This is a genomic window from Actinomadura meyerae (assembly GCF_900188445.1).
Taxonomy (GTDB): domain Bacteria; phylum Actinomycetota; class Actinomycetes; order Streptosporangiales; family Streptosporangiaceae; genus Spirillospora; species Spirillospora meyerae.
The window spans coordinates 153,415-171,435 of sequence record NZ_FZOR01000005.1 but is presented as its reverse complement, the minus strand read 5'-3'; the positions used below and the strand labels follow the sequence as shown (position 1 = coordinate 171,435).

16 protein-coding genes are annotated in these 18,021 nt (G+C 74.8%); 10 read left to right on the top strand and 6 right to left on the bottom strand.

Annotated features, from left to right (window positions below):
* Positions 1 to 17: 17 nt before the first annotated feature.
* The 4 genes from CHF16_RS07760 (at position 18) to CHF16_RS07745 (ending at position 4,955) form a co-directional block, all read left to right on the top strand.
* On the top strand, positions 18 to 809 hold the full coding sequence (locus CHF16_RS07760) for a crotonase/enoyl-CoA hydratase family protein (protein ID WP_089325226.1): 792 nt from the start codon (positions 18 to 20) through the stop codon (positions 807 to 809).
* Positions 806 to 2,335: an AMP-binding protein gene (locus CHF16_RS07755; RefSeq protein WP_089325225.1), complete on the top strand. Its 1,530-nt coding sequence runs from the start codon at positions 806 to 808 to the stop codon at positions 2,333 to 2,335. The genes CHF16_RS07760 and CHF16_RS07755 overlap by 4 nt, the downstream gene beginning before the upstream one ends.
* Positions 2,336 to 2,424: 89 nt before the next feature.
* Positions 2,425 to 3,984: an FAD-dependent oxidoreductase gene (locus CHF16_RS07750; RefSeq protein WP_089325224.1), complete on the top strand. Its 1,560-nt coding sequence runs from the start codon at positions 2,425 to 2,427 to the stop codon at positions 3,982 to 3,984.
* The gene (locus CHF16_RS07745) at positions 3,981 to 4,955 is read left to right on the top strand and encodes a VOC family protein (RefSeq protein WP_089325223.1); all 975 of its coding nucleotides are present in this window, start codon (positions 3,981 to 3,983) and stop codon (positions 4,953 to 4,955) included. The genes CHF16_RS07750 and CHF16_RS07745 overlap by 4 nt, the downstream gene beginning before the upstream one ends.
* A 19-nt stretch (positions 4,956 to 4,974) precedes the next feature.
* Here CHF16_RS07745 and CHF16_RS07740 read toward each other — a convergent pair whose 3' ends face one another.
* Entirely contained in the window at positions 4,975 to 5,910 is a 936-nt protein-coding gene (locus tag CHF16_RS07740) for a VOC family protein (protein ID WP_179271430.1), read from the bottom strand.
* Between the two features lie 169 nt (positions 5,911 to 6,079).
* Here CHF16_RS07740 and CHF16_RS07735 point away from each other — a divergent pair, with 169 nt between their 5' ends.
* The 3 genes from CHF16_RS07735 to CHF16_RS07725 are packed head-to-tail and all read left to right on the top strand — an operon-like array spanning position 6,080 to position 8,258.
* A complete protein-coding gene (locus CHF16_RS07735) occupies positions 6,080 to 7,000 on the top strand; it encodes a cation diffusion facilitator family transporter (protein WP_089325221.1) in 921 nt (306 codons plus the stop codon).
* A gap of 5 nt (positions 7,001 to 7,005) precedes the next feature.
* Positions 7,006 to 7,368 (top strand): BlaI/MecI/CopY family transcriptional regulator, encoded by a 363-nt coding sequence (locus CHF16_RS07730; protein ID WP_089325220.1) that lies wholly within the window; start codon positions 7,006 to 7,008, stop codon positions 7,366 to 7,368.
* Positions 7,365 to 8,258, top strand: a complete 894-nt coding sequence (locus CHF16_RS07725; protein WP_089325219.1) for a M56 family metallopeptidase — start codon at positions 7,365 to 7,367, stop codon at positions 8,256 to 8,258. The genes CHF16_RS07730 and CHF16_RS07725 overlap by 4 nt, the downstream gene beginning before the upstream one ends.
* A gap of 36 nt (positions 8,259 to 8,294) precedes the next feature.
* Here the strand turns inward: CHF16_RS07725 and CHF16_RS07720 are convergent, their stop codons facing one another.
* The 3 genes from CHF16_RS07720 to CHF16_RS07710 form a co-directional block, all read right to left on the bottom strand.
* On the bottom strand, positions 8,295 to 8,750 hold the full coding sequence (locus tag CHF16_RS07720) for a tellurite resistance TerB family protein (protein ID WP_089325218.1): 456 nt from the start codon (positions 8,748 to 8,750) through the stop codon (positions 8,295 to 8,297).
* 67 nt (positions 8,751 to 8,817) lie between these two features.
* Positions 8,818 to 9,942: a sporulation protein gene (locus tag CHF16_RS07715; RefSeq protein ID WP_089325217.1), complete on the bottom strand. Its 1,125-nt coding sequence runs from the start codon at positions 9,940 to 9,942 to the stop codon at positions 8,818 to 8,820.
* A gap of 119 nt (positions 9,943 to 10,061) precedes the next feature.
* Positions 10,062 to 10,583 (bottom strand): TetR/AcrR family transcriptional regulator, encoded by a 522-nt coding sequence (locus CHF16_RS07710; RefSeq protein ID WP_089325216.1) that lies wholly within the window; start codon positions 10,581 to 10,583, stop codon positions 10,062 to 10,064.
* 94 nt (positions 10,584 to 10,677) lie between these two features.
* Here CHF16_RS07710 and CHF16_RS07705 point away from each other — a divergent pair, with 94 nt between their 5' ends.
* Positions 10,678 to 11,571 carry an LLM class F420-dependent oxidoreductase gene (locus CHF16_RS07705; protein WP_089325215.1) on the top strand — a complete coding sequence of 298 codons (894 nt, stop codon included), beginning with the start codon at positions 10,678 to 10,680 and terminating at the stop codon, positions 11,569 to 11,571.
* A 36-nt stretch (positions 11,572 to 11,607) separates the two neighbouring features.
* On the opposite strand, the gene CHF16_RS07700 is transcribed toward CHF16_RS07705, so the two are convergent.
* Complete coding sequence (locus tag CHF16_RS07700; RefSeq protein ID WP_089325214.1) at positions 11,608 to 12,279, bottom strand: response regulator; 672 nt, start codon at positions 12,277 to 12,279, stop codon at positions 11,608 to 11,610.
* Entirely contained in the window at positions 12,266 to 13,462 is a 1,197-nt protein-coding gene (locus CHF16_RS07695; RefSeq protein WP_218826573.1) for a sensor histidine kinase, read from the bottom strand. Before CHF16_RS07695 ends, CHF16_RS07700 begins: the two co-directional genes overlap by 14 nt.
* Positions 13,463 to 13,606: 144 nt before the next feature.
* On the opposite strand from CHF16_RS07695, the gene CHF16_RS07690 reads away from it, so the two are divergent.
* A complete protein-coding gene (locus CHF16_RS07690; RefSeq protein ID WP_179271429.1) occupies positions 13,607 to 15,718 on the top strand; it encodes an MMPL family transporter in 2,112 nt (703 codons plus the stop codon).
* A 199-nt stretch (positions 15,719 to 15,917) separates the two neighbouring features.
* Positions 15,918 to 18,008, top strand: a complete 2,091-nt coding sequence (locus CHF16_RS07685; protein WP_218826572.1) for an outer membrane protein assembly factor BamB family protein — start codon at positions 15,918 to 15,920, stop codon at positions 18,006 to 18,008.
* Positions 18,009 to 18,021 lie beyond the last annotated feature (13 nt).

The following is an 18,021-nucleotide window of genomic DNA, read 5'->3' as shown; positions in this document are numbered from 1 at the left end:
AGGACGCGGAGGTGGCGATGGCCGACGTGCGTGTCGAGGTGGCGGGGACGACCACCACGATCTGGATGGACCGCCCCGACCGGCGCAACGCCGTCGACGGGCCGATGGCCGCCGAGCTGCGGGAGGCGTTCGCGGCGTTCGAGGCCGACCCGGGGCAGCGCGTCGCGGTGCTCGCCGGGAGCGGCGGGACGTTCTGCGCGGGCGCCGACCTCACCGCGGTCGCCGACCCCGAGCGCCGCAACGAGCTGGACCCCGAGGGCGGCGGCAGCGGCCCGATGGGGCCGACCCGGATGGCGCTGAGCAAGCCGCTCATCGCCGCCGTGAGCGGCTACGCGGTCGCGGGCGGGCTGGAGCTCGCGCTCCTCGCCGACCTGCGGATCGTCGAGCGCGACGCGGTGCTCGGCGTCTTCTGCCGCCGCTGGGGCGTGCCGCTCATCGACGGCGGCACCGTCCGGCTGCCGCGGATCGTCGGCCTCGGCCGCGCGCTCGACCTGATCATGACGGGACGCCCCGTCGAGGCGGACGAGGCCCTCGCGATCGGCCTGGCCAACCGGGTCGTCGAGCCGGGCGAGGCGGTCGACGCCGCGCGCGAGCTGGCCGACCAGATCGCGTCGTTCCCGTTCGAATGCGTGCTGGCCGACCGCGCCTCGACCTACGCCGGCCTCGACCTGCCCCTCGCCGAGGCGCTGCGCGACGAGGGCGCCGCGGGCGTCCCGATCGTGGCGCGCGAGGGCGTGAGCGGCGCCGCCAGGTTCGTCGCCGGTGCCGGCCGGCACGGGCGCTTCGCCGGAGAGGAGACCACCCCGTGAGCCCCACCACCCGTGAACTGATCGTCCGCGGCGCGCGGCAGCACACCGGCCGGACGGCCGTGGTGTTCGGCGACCGCGAGCTGACGTTCGGCGAGGTCGACGAGCTGAGCAACCGGCTCGCGCACGCGCTGGCGCGGGAGGGCGCCGGGCACCGCCGGCGCGTGGGCCTGCTGGTGAACAACGGCCTGCTCAGCGTGCCGCTCGACTTCGCCTGCGTGAAGGCCGGGATCAACCGCGTCCCGCTCAACGCGCGGCTGTCGGTGGCCGAGCACGTCACGATGCTCACCGAGACCCGCTGCGAGCTGGTCGTGTTCGGCGCCGACCTCACCGACCGCGCCCGCGAGCTGGCCGCCGCGCTGCCGGACGTCGCGTTCCTCGGCCTGGAGACCGCGCTGGACGGCGAGCCGCCGCTCATGGAGCGGGCTGAGAGCGCCCCCGCGACCCTGCCCGAGGTCGAGGTGGACGCCGACGACGTCATCCTCACGCTGTTCACATCCGGGACGACCGGCACGCTGAAGGCGGCGCAGCACACCCAGGCGTCCTACGCCGGGATCTGCCGGAACGTGCTGCTCAACCTGTTCCCGGCGACGGCCGACGACGTGATGCTGCACGCGGCGAGCCTCATCCACGCCAGCGGTGTGTTCGTGCTGCCGCTGTGGCTGCGCGGCGGCCGCACGGTCATCCTCCCCGGCTTCGCGCCGGAGCCGTTCCTGGACGCGATCTCCCGCTACGGGGCCACGGCGGTCAACCTGGTGCCGACCATGATCCAGATGCTGGTCGAGCACCCGGCCTTCGCGGCGGCGGACGTCTCCACGCTGCGCCGGGTCATCTACGGCGCCTCGCCGATGCCGCGTCCCGTCATCGAGCGCGCCATGCGCGCGTGGGGCCGGGACCGCTTCTGGCAGTACTACGGGCAGACCGAGATCCCGCTGTGCATCGCGGTGCTGCGCCCCGAGGACCACACCGGCGACCGGCTCGCCGCCTGCGGGCAGGTCGCCGCCGACATCGAGCTGCGGCTGCTGGACGAGCACGGCCGCGAGGCCGCCCCGGGCGAGCCCGGCGAGATCGTGGTGCGCGGCCCCTCGGCCACCGCCGGGTACTTCGACGCGCCGGAGCTGACCGCGCAGACCTTCCGCGACGGCTGGGTGCACACCCGCGACGTCGGCGTCCTCGACGGCGACGGCTTCCTGTTCCTCAAGGACCGGACGTCCGACATGATCATCAGCGGCGGCTACAACGTGTACCCGCGCGAGGTCGAGGACGTCCTGCTGGAGCATCCGGCCGTGCGCGAGGCCGCGGTCGTGGGCACGCCCGACGAGCGGTGGGTGGAGGCGGTCACCGCCGTCGTCGTCCTCGCCGAGGGGACCGAGCCGGACGACGGGCTCGGCGACCGGCTGGTCGAGCACGTGACCGCGCGGATCGCCTCCTACAAGAAGCCGCGCAAGATCATCTTCGCGGACGCGATCCCCAAGACCGCCGTGGGCAAGCTCGACCGCAAGACCCTGCGCGCCCGCTTCGGCGGGTAGCGGGCCGGCCGTCCGGGGCGTTGACAAGGCGCCGACCGCCCTCCTAGGTTCTGAAACGGCATTCCGCTGTTTGAAACAGGAGGCGGTCGGTGCGGACGGTCGAGCGGCTGGGTCGGTTCGACGTCGTCGTGGTCGGCGGCGGCGGTGCGGGGCTGTGCACGGCCATCGAGGCGGCGGCGGGCGGCGCGAGCGTCCTGCTGATCGAGAAGCGGCCCGCCCTCGGCGGCATGCTGCACATCGCCAACGGCGAGATCAGCGGCGCGGGCACCCGGCGGCAGGCGGAGCGCGGCATCGAGGACGACCCGCGCGCGCACTGGCGCGACGTGATGCGCCTCTCCCACGGCAAGGCCGACCCCGACCTGTCCTGGGAGACCGTGAGCAGGCAGGGCGGCACGGTCGACTGGCTGGAGGGGCTCGGCTTCGACTTCCACCCCGACACCCCCGCGCTGGTGCACGGCCACGAGGTCTACGCGGCGCCGCGCACCTACTGGGGCGTCGAGCAGGGCCGGTCGATGCTGCGCGTCCTTGAGCAGGAGCTGCGGCGGTGGGTGGACGCCGGTGCGGTGCGGCTGGTCACCGGCGCCCGCGTCACGGGCGCGCTCGTGGAGGACGGGCGCGTCGTCGGCGTCACCGCGTCCCGTGACGGGGACGGCGACTTCACCGCGCACGGCGGCGCCGTCGTGCTGGCCACCGGCGGCTACGACGCGAACCGCGAGCTGCGCAACCGGTTCCTGCCGCCCGGCTGCGAGGACGCGCTGATCGGCTGCCTCGACCACGCGACCGGCGACGGCCTGGAACTGGCCGCCGGGCTGGGCGCCGACGTGACCGGCAACGGGACGTTCCTGCCCGTCATGGGCCTGATCCCCGACCCCGCCCGCCCCGGCTTCGCGGTCGACTACCGCGAGGCGTTCATCGAGGTGGCGCCCGCCTACCGGACGCCCCACGAGATCTGGGTGAACCGCGCCGGCGAGCGGTTCGTCGCGGAGGACGTGACGAGCCCCGAACTGCGCGAGCGCGCCCTGACCGAGCAGCCCGGCCTCGCGATGCACATCGTCTGGGACGACGCCGTCGCCCGTGTCGCCGACCCGCTGCTGCGGAACGGCGCGGGCGACTGGACCCGCGAGCGGATGGACGAAGAGCTGCGGCGCGGCCGGTGGATCGTCGCCGCGCCCACCCTGGAGGAACTCGCCGGGCGGCTCGGCGTGGACGCGGCCGCCCTCACCGGCACCGTCGAGCGCTACAACGCCGCCGTCGCCGCCGGGCACGACCCCGAGCGCGGCCGGACGACGCTGCCGATGCCGATCGGGACGCCGCCCTTCTACGGCATGACGACCGTCGGGGCCTCGATCCTCAGCCGGGACGGCCTCAAGGTCGGCGGCGACCTCGCCGTCCGGGACCGCGACGGCGGCACCATCGCCGGCCTGTACGCGGTGGGCGAGGTGCTCGGCAACGACGTGTTCGCCGGGGACAACTACGTCGGCGGGATGAGCGTCGGCCCGGCGCTGACGCTCGGCCGCGTGCTGGGCGCGCGCCTCGCCGCCCAAGCCCGCGAGGGCACCACCAAGGCCCGCGAGGGCGCCGCGCAGGCTCAGGAAAACGCCGCCCCGGAACGCACCGGACGTCCGCCGACGAGAGAAGAGGCCCCGTGAGCACCGACCCCGCCCCGCTCGTCACCGGCATCACCGCCGCGCTGGTCGGCGTCAGCGACTTCCAGCCCCACCTGGACCTGCTCTGCGGCGAGCTGGGCTTCCAGGTGGCGGCCGAAGGCGTCGTCCTGGCGGAGGACGCGGCCCGCCTCTGGGGCGCCGAGGCCGGACGCCGCGACGCCGAGGTGATGATGCTGGCCGCCGCCGGAGCGGCCACGGGCCGCATCCACCTGCTGAAGGTGGACGACCCGGTGGCGCCGCCGGAGCATCCCCACACCCTGGACATCGGCCTGGCCGCCATCGACATCTACACCAAGGATCTGCACGCCACCCACGCCCGCCTGACCGAGGCCGGGTACCGGTGCGGCACGCCGTCGACCTTCGAGGTGCCGGTCGGCGACATCACGGTGACGGTCACGGAGGGCTTCTGCTTCGGACCGGACGGCACCGACCTCGTCTTCGTCCAGCCGGCCAGCGCGCGCGCCACCGCCGCCTGGGAGACCGACCCGGCACGGCACTACACAGAGGTCACGTCGGTCGTGAGCCACGCCCCCGACTTCGAGGCCGAACTCGGCTTCTGGGCCGCGCTCGGCATGACGGCCGGATACGACGTCACCTTCGGCTCGCCGGGGTTCGAGGCGATGGCCGACCTGCCGCCCGGCACGCGCACGCGCCTCGCGTTCGTCGCGGGCGAGGGCGGCGGCACCGCGCGCATCGAGCTCGTCCATGTGCCGGACAACCCCGGCGGCGTCGACCGGCGCGCGGCGCAGCGTCCCGGCCGCGCGCTCGGCCACTCCGGCTGGTCCGCGGTCACCCCCGACCTCGACGGCGCCGTGGCCGCGGCCGAGAGCGCGGGAGGGCGCGTCCGGTGCCGCCCGTTCGCCGCCTCCACGCCCCTGCACGGGGACGCGCGGCTGGCCATGGTCGACACCCCGAACGGGGTCGGCGTCGAGCTGTGGCAGCCCACCCGCTGAGGCGGGCCGGCCGCCCGCCCTACCGGCGCTGGTAGAACTCCAGGACCTCGCCGTCCGGGCCGAAGAACGGCTGGACCAGCGCGGGCCCGTGGGGCGGAAGGTCGAGCCCGACCGGCGCGCAGACCGGTTCGGCGCCGCGTTCCGCGAGCAGGGCGGCGGTGGCGGCCAGGTCGTCGGTCTCCAGCGAGACCGACAGGATCCCGAGGTTCGGCGGGACGGCGCGCTCCCGCAGGCTCCGGCCCGCGAGCCCGACGTACTGGGCGATCTCGACGCGCCCGTTCATCGTGTCGCCGGGAACGTACATGTTGATGTTGTGCAGCCCGGTGCCCTCGGGGAACTGGAAGAACGACTCCATCCCCTCGACGACCTTGTCGTACAGCTTGACGAACCCGAGCGCCTCGTAGAAGGCGGCGGACGCGGGGGCGTCGGCGGAGTGCACCGCGACCGTCTGCAACTCGCTGGACCGGCCGTCGTAGTCGGCGAACGCGGTGCCGGGGGCGGGTTCGAGCTGGAACACGTCGAGGACGACGCCGTCCGGGTCGAAGGAGAGCGAGTCCCAGGCGGACAGCTCGGGGGTGACCGTCCAGTGCGTGGGCTTCGAGCGGACGCCGCCGCCCGTCCGCGCCAGCCGGTCCAGGGCCTGCCCGAGGTCGCCGACCCGGATGTTGAGCGCGTAGTGCCCGAGGTCATGGGCGCGGGAGTAGTCGCCCCAGATGCGCTCGCCGGGCGCGTCGAAGGACACGAGCCGCACCAGCCCGGTCGCGGCGCCCTCGGGGCCGAGCACGACCGTCCGGCCGGTCAGCCCGCGCGGCATCCGCCACGCCCGCTCGGCCTCGGCGCCGCCGACCGCGGTCTCCGCGCCGTGGACGGTGTATCCGAAGGTCTCCGCGTAGAAGGCGCGCGAACGCTCCAGGTCGGAGACGGCGATCGTCGCCGCCCGCAGCTCACTGATCACGCCGTCTGTTCCACCTTTCGGAATGCTGTTTCGATTCAACGTAGGCGGATCGGGGCATCAGGGTCAAGACGCGGGTGGGGGGTCCTGCTACACATGTAGTTTTGTGGTCCATGCCTAGGCTTGACCGGACGTCCATCAGGGGAGGCCGGCCGGGGGGACGGGGGAGCTCGTGAGCGCCGAGGGAAGTACGCGGGCGGTCATCACCGCGCTGGGCGCGAACCTGGGGATCGCGGTCACCAAGTTCGTGGCGTTCGCGCTGACGGGGTCGTCGTCGATGCTGGCCGAGGGCATCCACTCGGTCGCCGACTCCAGCAACCAGGTGCTGCTGCTGGTCGGCGGGAAGCGGGCGGGGCGCCGCGCCACCGAGGAGCACCCGTTCGGGTACGGGCGCGAGCGCTACATCTACGCGTTCCTCGTCGCGATCGTGCTGTTCAGCCTGGGCGGCCTGTTCGCGCTGTACGAGGCGTGGCACAAGATCTCCGACCCGCACGAGATCAAGGAGTGGCAGTGGGTGCCGATCGCCGTGCTGCTGGTCGCGATCGTCCTGGAGGGGACGGCGCTGCGCACGGCGGTCAAGGAGTCCAACCGCAGCCGCGGGCGGGCGAACTGGGTGCAGTTCGTCCGGCGGTCGAAGTCGCCCGAGCTGCCGGTGATCCTGCTGGAGGACACCGGTGCCCTCGCCGGTCTGGTCTTCGCGCTCGCCGGCGTCAGCCTGACCCTGGCCACCGGCAACGGCGTCTGGGACGGCATCGGCACCGCGGCGATCGGCGTGCTGCTCGCCGCCATCGCGATCGTGCTGGGCGCCGAGGTGAAGAGCCTGCTCATCGGCGAGGCCGCGACCGCCGAGCAGGTCCGGGAGATCCGCCGGGCGATCGTGGCGAGCCCCGACGTCCCGGAGCTGATCCACATGCGCACCATGCACCTCGGCCCGGACGAGCTGCTCGTCGCGGCCAAGATCGCCGTGGACCTGCAGGACGACGCCCGCGAGGTCGCCGACGCCATCAACGACGCCGAGGCGCGCATCCGCGAGGCCGTGCCCATCGCCCGGCTCATCTACCTGGAGCCGGACGTGCTGCGCAAGGGAGGCTGACGGAGATGACGCGCAGGCCGCTCGGGCAGCTGGAGGCGGAGGTGCTCGCCGCCCTGGCCGGGCTCGGCGGATCGGCCAGTACCTCCGAGCTGGTGGAACGGCTCGACGGCGAGCCGGCGTACACGACGGTCAACACGATCCTGCACCGCCTCCACGACAAGCGGCTCGTCACCCGCACCCGCGCGGGGCGGCACTACCTGTACCGGCTCGCGGTGGACGAGTCCGATCTGGTGGCCGGGCGCATGCACGACCACCTGCGGCACGCCAGTGACCCCGGGACCGTGCTGAGCCGCTTCGCGCGGTCGCTCAGCGCCGAGGAGGCGCGGAAGCTGCGCGAGGTCCTCGACCGCCCGGACGGCGCCAGGTGAACTGGTTCACGTTCCTGCCGCTGGCCGTCATGGTCGCGCTGAGCCTGGCGTTCGGCCTGGCCGCCCCGTTACGGCTGCACCCGTCCTGGTCGGCGCGGCTGCTCGCGACGACCGGGGCGATGACGGCCGTGGCGGCGCTCGGTACCGGCGTCTTCGTGGCGATCAACTACGCGGCGACGCTGGCCCCGGCCGCCGCCGCGCACGTCCCCGAATGGGCGCTGTTCGGCGACGACAGCCCCGTCCCGGACGCGGTCGGGCTCCCGGCGGCCGTGCTGACCGCCGCCGGTCTCGCGGTCGCCGGCCGGACGGCCGCCCGCTGGTCGCGGGAGCTGCGCGACGCCCGGCGCGACACGGTCGGGCCGCTGGAGACCGACACCCCGATCGCCGTCGCGGTCCCGGGCCGGCACGGCGGGGTGCTGCTGTCCCGCGGCCTGCTGCGCGACCTGACCGCCGCCGAACTGCACGTCGTGCTGGAGCACGAGACGTCCCATCTCCGCCACCGCCACCACCGCTACCTCGCGGCCGGAGCGCTCGCCGCGGCGGTGCTGCCTCCCGTCCGGCCGCTGGACCGGGCGCTGCGGCTCGCGGTCGAGCGGTGGGCCGACGAGGACGCGGCCGAGGCGTCCGGCGACCGCGCCCTGGTCGCCCGGACGCTCGCGAAGGTCGCGCTCGCCCAGCCCCCGGCCGCCGGGCCGGTGACCGCGTTCGCCGACTCGGGGGTCGTGCAGCGCGTAGAAGCGCTGATGGGCACACCCCCGGCCAAGAACGCGGTGACCGGCCCGCTGCTGCTGCTGGGAAACGGGGTCGTCACCGGCTCGCTGACCGCCGCGACCCTCCAGCTGGACCACGCGCTCGTGCCCGTCGTCCTGGCGCTGCTCGCGTTCCGGTGACGGGCGGGGCCGGCGCCCTGCCCGTCACGGGTCGCCCTAGAGTTCGAACTCGGCTGGGTCGAGGCCGACGGCGAAGCACGCCTCGCGGACGACGGCCTTCTCCCGGTCGTCGAAGTCGCCGTCCGCGCCGCCGATGACGATGCCGATCTGGATGACCGCGCGCGCCTCGGCGGGCTTCTTCTTGGTCTTGCCGATGTCCTGCAGGACCGAGACCTTCCCGAAGTCGAAGTCGGCCGTCAGCTTGGACACGTAGTCGTTGAAGCGGCGCTGCAGGTCGTCCGCCGGGAAGTTCTGCAGCACCTCGTTGGACGCGATCAGGGACGCGGTGCGCTGCCGCTCGGACGGGTCGACGCTGCCGTCGGCCGCCGCGACGAGCGCGCACATCGCCATGCTCGCGTCCCGGAACGCTCCGCTCTTGAGTTCGTTCTTCTTACTGAGCAGCTGCGTCTGCATGGTCTGGGTCGACTCCCGCAGCTTGTCCCAGAAGGCCATCGGATCCTCCTCCGCTCGCTGTCCGTCTCACCCTTGCTGCTACAAGTGTAGTAGTTGGCGGCCCGGATCAGTCCTCGGCCTCGAAGTCCTCCGCCGCGTCCTCGTAGGCCGCCTCATAGGCCGCTTCGTAGGCGTCCACATAGGCGTCCTCGTACGCGTCCTGGACGGCCTGCTCGCTCACCTGGGCGAAAGCGTCCCCGACCGACGGCTCCTCCTGCTCCTCCTGCTCGTCCTCGCCGCCGAGCATCGCGCCGGCGACGGCGCCCGCCGCGACCCCGGCCGCCAGACCGCCCGCCGCGCCCGCGGCGACGCCGCCCCAGCCGGGCCCGTGACCGTGATGGTGGGAGTCGGAGCCGAAACCGTGCCCGGCATGCCCCTGGCCGCCGTGCCCGTAGCCGCTGTGCCCGTAGCCGCCGTGCCCGTCCCCGGCGACGGCGCGCAGCCAGTTCTCCAGCTCCTGCTCCCAGGACATGCGCAGGGCTTCCTCGTGGGAGACGTGGTAGCGGCCGAACACGTCGTCGCCCTCGGTGAACGCGGTGCCGCGCCGGTCGGCCTCCAGGATCACCGCCAGCCCGTGCGGGTCGGCCACGAACGTCAGCTCGACCTCGTTGATCCGCCCGCTGTACTCGGGCGGGGCGTAGAACTCGATCTCCTGGTAGAAGGGCAGCTCCTGGTGGAGGCCGGCGATGTAGCCCTCCTCCACGTCGGCGCTCTTCAGCGCGAAGCCGAGCGTCCCGAACGCGTACAGCACGCGCTGCTGGGACGGGAGCGGCGTCACCGCGAGCGGGTCCAGGTCGCCGGCGTCGACGGCCCCGGCGACCTCCAGTTCGGTGCGGACGCCCATGGCCATGCCGGGCAGATGCTGCCCGTTGACCTCGGTCAAGGGCAGCTCCCACGGCAGCGGGAGCTGGAAGGGCACCGCCCGGTACTCCCCGGCTCCGAGACTCAGCGCACCCGCGACCGCGCCCCGGTAGAACTCGCGGACCCCGGCGCCCTCGTGGTCGCCGTGCTCGTACTCGGTACGGGTGACCAGGCTCAGCGTCACCTGGTGGATGTGGACATCGTGGTCGCCGCCCTGTATCCGGACCTCGCCGGACAGGTGGTCCCCGGGGCGCGCCTGCGCCGTGCCGAGGACGGTCTCGACCGAAGGTCCCCCCACACCGAAGGCGCCGAGCAACCGCTTGAAGACCATGGGCCCCTCTCTTCTCCTGCCATCACTGTTACTACAGTTGTAGCAGCAGAAGTCGAGACCTGACGGGGAGACAACACTCCCCGTAAATATCTATCAGGATGCCGGTCGGGAGACCGCGCTCACGGCCGCAGCCCGTCGAGGATCACGCGGGTCAGGGCGTCGTCGGGGCGGGCGCCCGGACGGCAGGTGGCGGTGCTGAGGATCTCGGCCGCCTCGCCGGGCGTGATGTCGGCCCGCAGCGACCCCTCGCGCTGGGCCTGCTCGATGAGGCCGCGGATGAGGGCGTCGACCTCCTGCTGCAAGGGGTTCTCGTCGAGATCGAGGGTCCCGTCCACGGTGAGCGACTTGATCAGGGCGAGCGGCAGGCCCGCGCAGTAGGCGATGAACCGGGTGAGCACGTCCCAGCGCGGGCCGTCCTGGTCGGCCAGCCGCCGGAGCTCCGCCGCCAGTGACACGAGCGCGCTCTCGGAGATCTCCGCGACCAGGGTGCGGCGGTCGGGGAAGTGCCGGTAGAGCGTGCCGACGCCGAGGCCCGCGTCCTTCGCGATCTCCTCCATGGACACGCCGGGGCCCCGCGCGGCGAACAGGTCGAGCGCGGACGCGGTGATCCGCTCGCGGTTGCGGCGGGCGTCGGCGCGCATCGCTCTCCTCGGAACCTCTAACCGGAACGTCGGATTCATATTACTGTGGGCCTCAACTGGAACCGGAACATCCGATTCATGTTAGGAGTGGTCCATGCGCATCGGACTGTTCGGCCTCGCCGGGGCGGCACCGCTGGACGAGGTCGTCGCCCAGGCCCGGCTGGCCCGCGACACCGGGCTCGACAGCGTCTTCTTCGGGCAGATCGGGTCGTGGGACGCCCTCATGGCGGCGGCGCTCGCGGGCCGGGAGGTGCCCACCATCGAGGTCGGCACCGCCATCGTCCCCACGTACCCGCGCCATCCGCTGGCCCTCGCGTCCCAGGCGCTGACCGCCCAGGCCATGGCGGGCGGGCGGTTCACCCTCGGCGTCGGGCCGAGCCACCCGCCGAACATCGAGGGCGCGCACGGCATCCCCTACGACCGGCCCGCGCGGCACGTCCGCGAGTACCTGTCGGCGCTCCGGCCGCTGCTGCGCGGCGAGGACGCCGACTTCCGCGGCGAGACGCTCACCGCCGCCGGGACGGTGGACGCGCCGGGCGCGACCGCGCCGCCGGTGATCGTGTCCGCGCTCGGCCCGGTCATGCTGCGCGTCGCGGGCGAGCTCGCCGACGGGACCGTGACGACCTGGACGGGCCCCGAGATGATCGCCGACCACGTCGTTCCGGCGATCACCAAGGCCGCCGAGGACGCCGGCCGGCCCGCGCCGCGCGTGCTCGCGGGCGTCGTGACGGCGGTGACCGCCGACCCGGACTCCGTCCGCCGGGAGCTGGCCCGGACCTACGCCGCCGCCTCCGACCTGCCCGCCTACCGTGCCGTCCTCGGCCGCCAGGGCCTGTCCGGCGTGCACGAGACGGTGATCGCGGGCAACGAGGAGACGGTGGCCCGCGAGCTCCGCCGCTTCGCGGACGCAGGCGCGACCGACCTGTTGATCAGCCCCCACGGCGAGGCGCGCCGCGTCCTGGAGGTGGCGGCCTCCCTGCGCGGCTGACCCGCACCCTGTCCCGCACCCCGGCCCCCACTCCTGCTAGCCCGTGCGGTGGGCGAGGGCGGCGGCCTGGCCGCGGCTGCGGCAGCCGGTCTTGGTGAGCAGCCGGCTGACGTGCGACTTCACGGTGTGCTCGGACAGGACGAGGCGCTCGGCGATCTCCGCGTTGCTCAGGCCGTCGCCGATGAGGGCCAGGACGTCCCGCTCGCGCGGCGTCAGCGCCTCGACGCGGGCCAGGTCGGCGGGCGCGGGACGGGTCGCGCGGCGGTGCGCGAGGTAGCCGTCGATGACGCGGCGGGCGACGCCGGGGCTGAGCGCGGCGTCGCCGGACGCGGCGGCGCGGACGGCGGCGAGCAGCTCCTCGTAGGAGGAGCTCTTGAGCAGGAACCCGGCGGCACCGGCCGCGAGCGCCTCGTCGATGTACTCGTCCAGGTCGAAGGTGGTGAGCATCAGCACCCGGGTGCGGGCGAGCAGCCCCCGCCGGGCGAGCCGGTCGAGGACCCACAGCCCGTCCCGGCCGGGCATGCGCACGTCCAGCAGCAGGACGCCGGGGGCGACGGAGGCGGCGAGGCGCAGCGCGGCGTCGCCGTCCCCGGCGGTGCCGACGACCTCGATGTCCGGCTGCGTCTCGATGATGGCGCGGAGCCCGTCCCGGACGACGCGCTCGTCATCGGCGATCGCGACCGTGATGCGGCGGTCACCGGACGGCATCGCGTGCTCCGAGCGGGATCGTGGCCGCGACCCGGAAGCCGCCGCCGGGCGTGGCGCCGGCGTCGAGGGCGCCGCCGAGCGCGGCGAGCCGCTCCCGCAGGCCGGGCAGCCCGATGCCCGCGCCGGGTGCTGCCGGGGCGTCCCCGGCCGGCGCCCCGCTGCCGACCTCGATCCGGACGCCCGGCCCCTCGACGTCGACCCGGACCGCCACCTCGGCGCCGGGCGCGTGGCGGCGGGCGTTGGCGAGCCCCTCCTGGACGACGCGGTAGCCGGTGAGCTGGACGTTCCCCGGCAGATCCGCGACGTCTCCGGTGACGGTGAGGCTGGTCGGGTTTCCGGCCGTGCGGGCGTCGTCCACGAGTGCGGGCAGCGCGGCGAGGGTCGGCGCGGGCGCGCGGGGCGCGGCGGCGGTGCCCCCGTCGCGGAGCACCCGGAGGAGTTCGCGCATCTCGCCGGTGGCCTGCCGTCCGGCGGAGGCCATCGCGTCGACGCGTTCGCGCGCCCAGGGCGGCAGCTCCCCGGACCGGGCGCGGACGGTCTCGGCGTGCACGACGAGCAGCGTCAGCGAATGCGCGACGACGTCGTGCATGTCGCGGGCGATGCGGACGCGTTCGGCGGCGGCCGCCCGTTCGGCCAGCAGGTGCTGCTCGCGGCGCGCGTCCTCGGCGCGCCGCTCCGCCGCGAGCAGCATGCCCCGGTGGCCCCGCGCGGCGACCCCGAGCGCCCACGCGACCGGCAGCGCGGCGACGTAGGCGAGCACGTCGGTGCCGCCGCGCCAGCCCTCGGGCGCGGTGAGGTGGTTCGCGGCGAGGCCCCCGGCGACGAGCGCGGCGCCGAGCAGCAGCGCCGCCGCCGACCGGCGCGGCGCGCTGTAGGCCCCCGCCGCGTACAGCGCGAACGCCACCGGCAGGACGGTCAGCCCGCTCAGCTTCACCTCGGCGGACGCGGCGATCACCTGCACCGCCGCGAGGACGGCGAGGAGCACCCCGAACGCGGTCAGCGGCCGGTGCCGCCGCAGCGCGAGGCAGCCGAGCGCGACGGCGCCGTAGCCGCCGAGCGCCGTCCACGCCGCGGCCGAGGTGTCGGTGGTCGCCTGGTCGATCAGCGCCGGGGCGACCGCGGCCGCCGCGAGCGCCGCCTCGGCCCCGGCCTTCCGCAGCGCCGGCGCGTCCATACTGGTCATCGCCTTGATGCTAGGGAGCGGCCGGGACCCGCGGCATCGCCCGGAAGAGCCAACCGGGCGCTGGCTCTCCGGCCGTACCGCGCCCGCCGGATGCACTCGTTCCGGCGATGCGGCGGCCCGGCCGCGGCGGCTGGACTGGACGCCATGTCGCAGACCGAGCCCGAGAACCCGCCCCGTGCCGCCCGTCCCGCACCGCCGCCGGCCACCCGCCTCGGCCGGACGGTCAGAGCCGCGAAATGGCCGGTGCTGCTGGCCTGGATCGCGCTCGCGATCGTGGCGACGGCGTTCGCGTCCCGGCTGGGCGACGTGCAGCGCGACGACTCCGCCGCCTACCTGCCCGGCGGGTTCGAGTCGAGCGAGGTGGCCCGGCTGGCCGAGCCCGACCCCGCGCGCCCGGACGCCGAGACCGCCGTCGTCGTCTTCCACCGCGCGTCCGGCGGGGCGCTGACCGCCGCCGACCGCGCGGCGATCGCGGACGCCCGCGAGCGGGCCGGTGCGCTCGGCGTGCCGGGCGTGCAGGCGCCGGGGCCGGTCCGGACGTCGCAGGACGGTGCGGCGGCGCTGTTCAGCGTCGATGTCCGGCCGCGCGAGGCCGATGACGACACCGTCGCGACGGCCGTGGAGCGGCTGCGCGACGCGACCTCCGGCCTTGACTCCGCCGGGCTGCGCGCCCTGGTGACGGGGGAGGCCGCGCTCGACACCGACAACGACGGCGGTGACGTCGACGGCCCGCTCCTGCTGACCAGCATGGCGATCGTCGCCATCCTCCTCCTGCTGACCTACCGCAGCCCCGTCCTGTGGCTGGTGCCGCTGTTCGCCGCCGGGCTGGCCGTGATGGTGGCCCGGGGCGGCGCCTACGGACTGGCGCGGGCCGGGCTCGCCGTCACCGACCTGTCGTCCGCCATCCTCATCGTGCTGGTGTTCGGCGCCGCGACCGACTACGCGCTGCTGCTGCTCGACCGGTACCGCGAGGAACTGGCCAGGCACGCCGACCGGCACGAGGCGCTCGCCGAGGCGCTGCGCCGCACCGCGCCCGCCATCGTCGCGAGCGCCGCGACCGTCACCGCCGGGCTGCTGTGCCTGCTGGTCGCCGACCTCGCCGGGCTGCGCGGGCTCGGGCCCGTCGCCGCGTCCGGGATCGCGGTGGCGCTCGCGGCCATGCTGACCCTGCTGCCCGCCCTGCTCGCCTGCGCCGGACGGTGGGTGCTGTGGCCGCGCGTCCCGTCCCCGGGGCGGGACCGCGGCGCCGGGCGGCACCGGCTGTGGGGCGCCGTCGCGGGCCTCGTCGGGCGCCGCCCCCGGCTCGTGGCCGTCCTCGTCACCGGCGCGCTGGGCTTCGCCGCGTTCGGGCTGACCGGCCTGCACGTCAGCGCCGACCCCGTCGACAAGGTCCCGCCGAACAGCGAGTCGGTCGCGGGCCGGCAGGTGCTCGCCGACCATTTCCCGGACGGTGCGTCCGACCCGCTCACCGTGGTGCTGCCCGCCGGTGCCCCGCCCGCGGCGGTGGCCGCCGCCGAACGGGCCGCCGCGGGGACGGACGGCGTGGCGAAGGCCGAGCAGGCGCCTCCCCTCGCCGGGCGGAGCACGCTGCGGGTCGAACTCGCCGTCGCGCCCTACGGGGACGGCGCCGCCGGCGCCATCGACCGGCTCCGCGACCGGCTGGGCGACGCGGCGCCCGGGTCGCTCGTCGGCGGGATGCCCGCGGTCCAGGCCGACTACCGGGACGCCGCCCTCGGCGACACCGCGCGGATCGTCCCGCTCGTGCTGCTGGCGATCACCGTGATCCTCGGGCTGCTGCTCCGGTCGGCCGTCGCGCCGCTGGTGCTGCTCGCGACCGTCGTGCTGTCCTTCGCCGCCGCGCTCGGCGTCTCGGCGCTGCTGTTCACCCACGCCCTCGGCCACGGGGGCGTCGCCGCCGACCTGTTCGTCTACATCTTCGTGTTCCTCGTCGCGCTCGGCGTCGACTACAACATCTTCCTGATGGAGCGCGTCCGGGAGGAGCGCCGCCGCGCGGCGACGGCGGAGGCGGTCCGCCGGGGCCTCACCGCGACCGGCGGGGTGATCTCCGCCGCCGGGCTCGTCCTGGCGGGCACGTTCCTGGCCCTCACCCAGATCCCGGACGTGACCGTCGCGCAGGTGGGCCTGGCCGTCGCGACCGGTGTCCTGATCGACACCCTGCTCGTCCGGTCGCTCCAGGTGCCCGCCCTGGTCACCTGGCTCGGCGACCGGACCTGGTGGCCCGCACGGCGCTCATGACCCGCCGCTGACGGGGTCGGCTCGGCTCCGGGGACGACGGCGGTGAAGCGGGGCGAACTCTCTGTCGAACATGAGCGTCTATCTGTAGGCGAGTCCCCCGTTGCCCCCGCCGACGATGGAGAGCCCCGACTATGATCATGCGCCTGACACCGGGCAGGTCCGGGCCGTATCCCGGCACCGCGGCCGGGGAGGGAGCCGAGTGAGCGGTGCCGCTCCGCCGCGGCCGGGCGATCCGGATCGGCTCGGCCGGTACCGGATCACGGGGCGGCTCGGCGGCGGCGGGATGGGCACGGTCTTCCTCGCCCTGTCGCCGGGCGGGCGCGCGGTCGCGGTGAAGGCGGTGCGGGACGAGCTCGCGGACGACCCCGGCTTCCGGCGCCGGTTCGTCCGGGAGGTCGACGCGGCCCGCCAGGTCAGCGGTTTCTTCACCGCCGCCGTGATCGACGCCGACCCCGACGGGACGCCGCCCTGGCTCGCCACCGAGTACGTGCCCGGCCTCTCCCTGGAGGCGGCGGTGGACGCGCACGGCGCCTGGCCGGAGGGGACGGTGCTCGCGCTGGGCGCCGCGCTCGCCGAGGCGCTGGAGAGCGTGCACGCGGCGGGGGTGGTCCACCGCGACCTCAAGCCGTCGAACGTGCTGCTGGCGGCCGACGGCCCGCGCGTCATCGACTTCGGGATCGCGCGGGCGGCCGAGTCCACCGAGCTGACCGAGACCGGCATGGTCATCGGCACGCCCGGCTACATCGCCCCCGAGCAGCTCGTCGCCGACGAGGTCACCGCCGCCGGCGACGTCTTCGCCCTCGGCGCCGTGCTGGTGTTCGCGGCGACCGGCACCGGCCCGTTCGGAGCCGGGCACGCCCACGCCCTGAACTACCGGGTCGTCCACGAGGAACCGGACCTGACCGGCGTCCCGCCCGCGCTGGCGGACGTCGCCGCCCGCTGCCTGTCCAGGGACCCCGGTCGGCGGCCCACCGTCCCCGACCTGGTCGAGGAGCTGAGCAGCGCGGCGGGGACCGGGCTGGCCGCGGGCTTCTTCACGGAGGCGGGCTGGCTGCCGGCCCCGGTGGCCGCCGAGGTCCTGCGCGTCCGGTCGGCCCCGATCTCGCCGCCGCCCGGTCCGCAGGTACCGCCCGACCTGCCGCCCGTTCCGCCCGCGTCGGTGGGACGAACACGGCCGCCGAACCCCGCGCGGCGACCGGTCCTCGCCGTGGCGGCCGCCGCCGCGGCGATCGCGCTCGTCATCGCGGCGATCGTCCTCGCCGTCCGGCTGACGGGGGACGGGGAGAAGACCGAGGCGACCGGGAAGGGCGAGCGCAAGGAGCTGTGGACCTTCCCCCTGGAAGAGGGCATGCACCTATTGCAGGTGATCGGCGGCACGGCGTACATCGAGGACCAGAAAGGCGTCCTGTACGCCCTGGAAGCCGAGACCGGCCGCCTGCGCTGGAAGTTCGCGCATCCCCTGGGCGATGTCCCGACGGGCCCGCTGTTCCTGGGCGCCACCGAGTCGATGGTGTACTACGGCGCCGGTGAGTACACCTACGCGCGGGACGCCCGCGACGGCAGGGAGCTGTGGAAGTCGAAGGACCACGGCATCCATCCGGAGATCGAGATCGTCGGGGAGCGGCTCTACGCGTCGGACGTCCGGCTGATCGCGCGGGACGCCCGCACCGGGCGGGAGATCTGGCGGAACGTCTACGACGGCTTCTCGAAGAAGGGACCGTCCGTCTCCGCAGGAGTCGTCTTCGTGGTGATCAATGACGGCACCCTGCGGGCGGTGGACGCGGAGACCGGCGCGAACCTCTGGCGCCTCAAGGTCGGGGAGCAGCTCCAGACGTCCCCCAAGAGCGTGAACGGCACCGTCTACTTCGGCCTCCGGGACGGTTCCCTGCACGCGGTGAACGCCGCGACGGGCCGGTACGCGTGGAAGCAGGGCTTCGAGGGCGACTCCTGGGACCCCGCCATCGCCGAGGGGGCCGGCCCCCCGATCATCGCGGACGGCGTCGCCTACTTCGAGAACGACGGCTACGTGTGCGCCTTCGACGCCGCCACCGGCAAGCCGCTGTGGCGCCACAGGCCGGGCGCGAAGGAGGTCCATCTCCAGTCGGTCCGGAACGGGACGGTGCTGTTCGACGACGGCGGCGACGAGGAGGCGGGCTACCTCTACGCCCTCGACGCCCGCACCGGCGACCGCCTCTGGAAGAAGCACGTCGGCGGAGACCTGAGCGTCATCGACGGCCGCCTTTACGTCCAGGAAGACGACGTCCTGCGCGTGTTCTCGGACGCCGGCTGATGGAGAGGGAGAC

What these genes read in the sequence shown, in the direction of transcription:
- CHF16_RS07760 (WP_089325226.1), top strand. Translation starts at nt 18, where the DNA reads ATGGCCGACGTGCGTGTCGAGGTGGCGGGGACGACCACCACGATCTGG.
- CHF16_RS07730 (WP_089325220.1), top strand. Translation starts at nt 7,006, where the DNA reads ATGACGCGCAGGCCGCTCGGGCAGCTGGAGGCGGAGGTGCTCGCCGCC.
- CHF16_RS07720 (WP_089325218.1), bottom strand. Translation starts at nt 8,750, where the DNA reads ATGGCCTTCTGGGACAAGCTGCGGGAGTCGACCCAGACCATGCAGACG.
- CHF16_RS07715 (WP_089325217.1), bottom strand. Translation starts at nt 9,942, where the DNA reads ATGGTCTTCAAGCGGTTGCTCGGCGCCTTCGGTGTGGGGGGACCTTCG.
- CHF16_RS07710 (WP_089325216.1), bottom strand. Translation starts at nt 10,583, where the DNA reads ATGCGCGCCGACGCCCGCCGCAACCGCGAGCGGATCACCGCGTCCGCG.
- CHF16_RS07705 (WP_089325215.1), top strand. Translation starts at nt 10,678, where the DNA reads ATGCGCATCGGACTGTTCGGCCTCGCCGGGGCGGCACCGCTGGACGAG.
- CHF16_RS07700 (WP_089325214.1), bottom strand. Translation starts at nt 12,279, where the DNA reads ATGCCGTCCGGTGACCGCCGCATCACGGTCGCGATCGCCGATGACGAG.
- CHF16_RS07695 (WP_218826573.1), bottom strand. Translation starts at nt 13,462, where the DNA reads ATGACCAGTATGGACGCGCCGGCGCTGCGGAAGGCCGGGGCCGAGGCG.
- CHF16_RS07690 (WP_179271429.1), top strand. Translation starts at nt 13,607, where the DNA reads ATGTCGCAGACCGAGCCCGAGAACCCGCCCCGTGCCGCCCGTCCCGCA.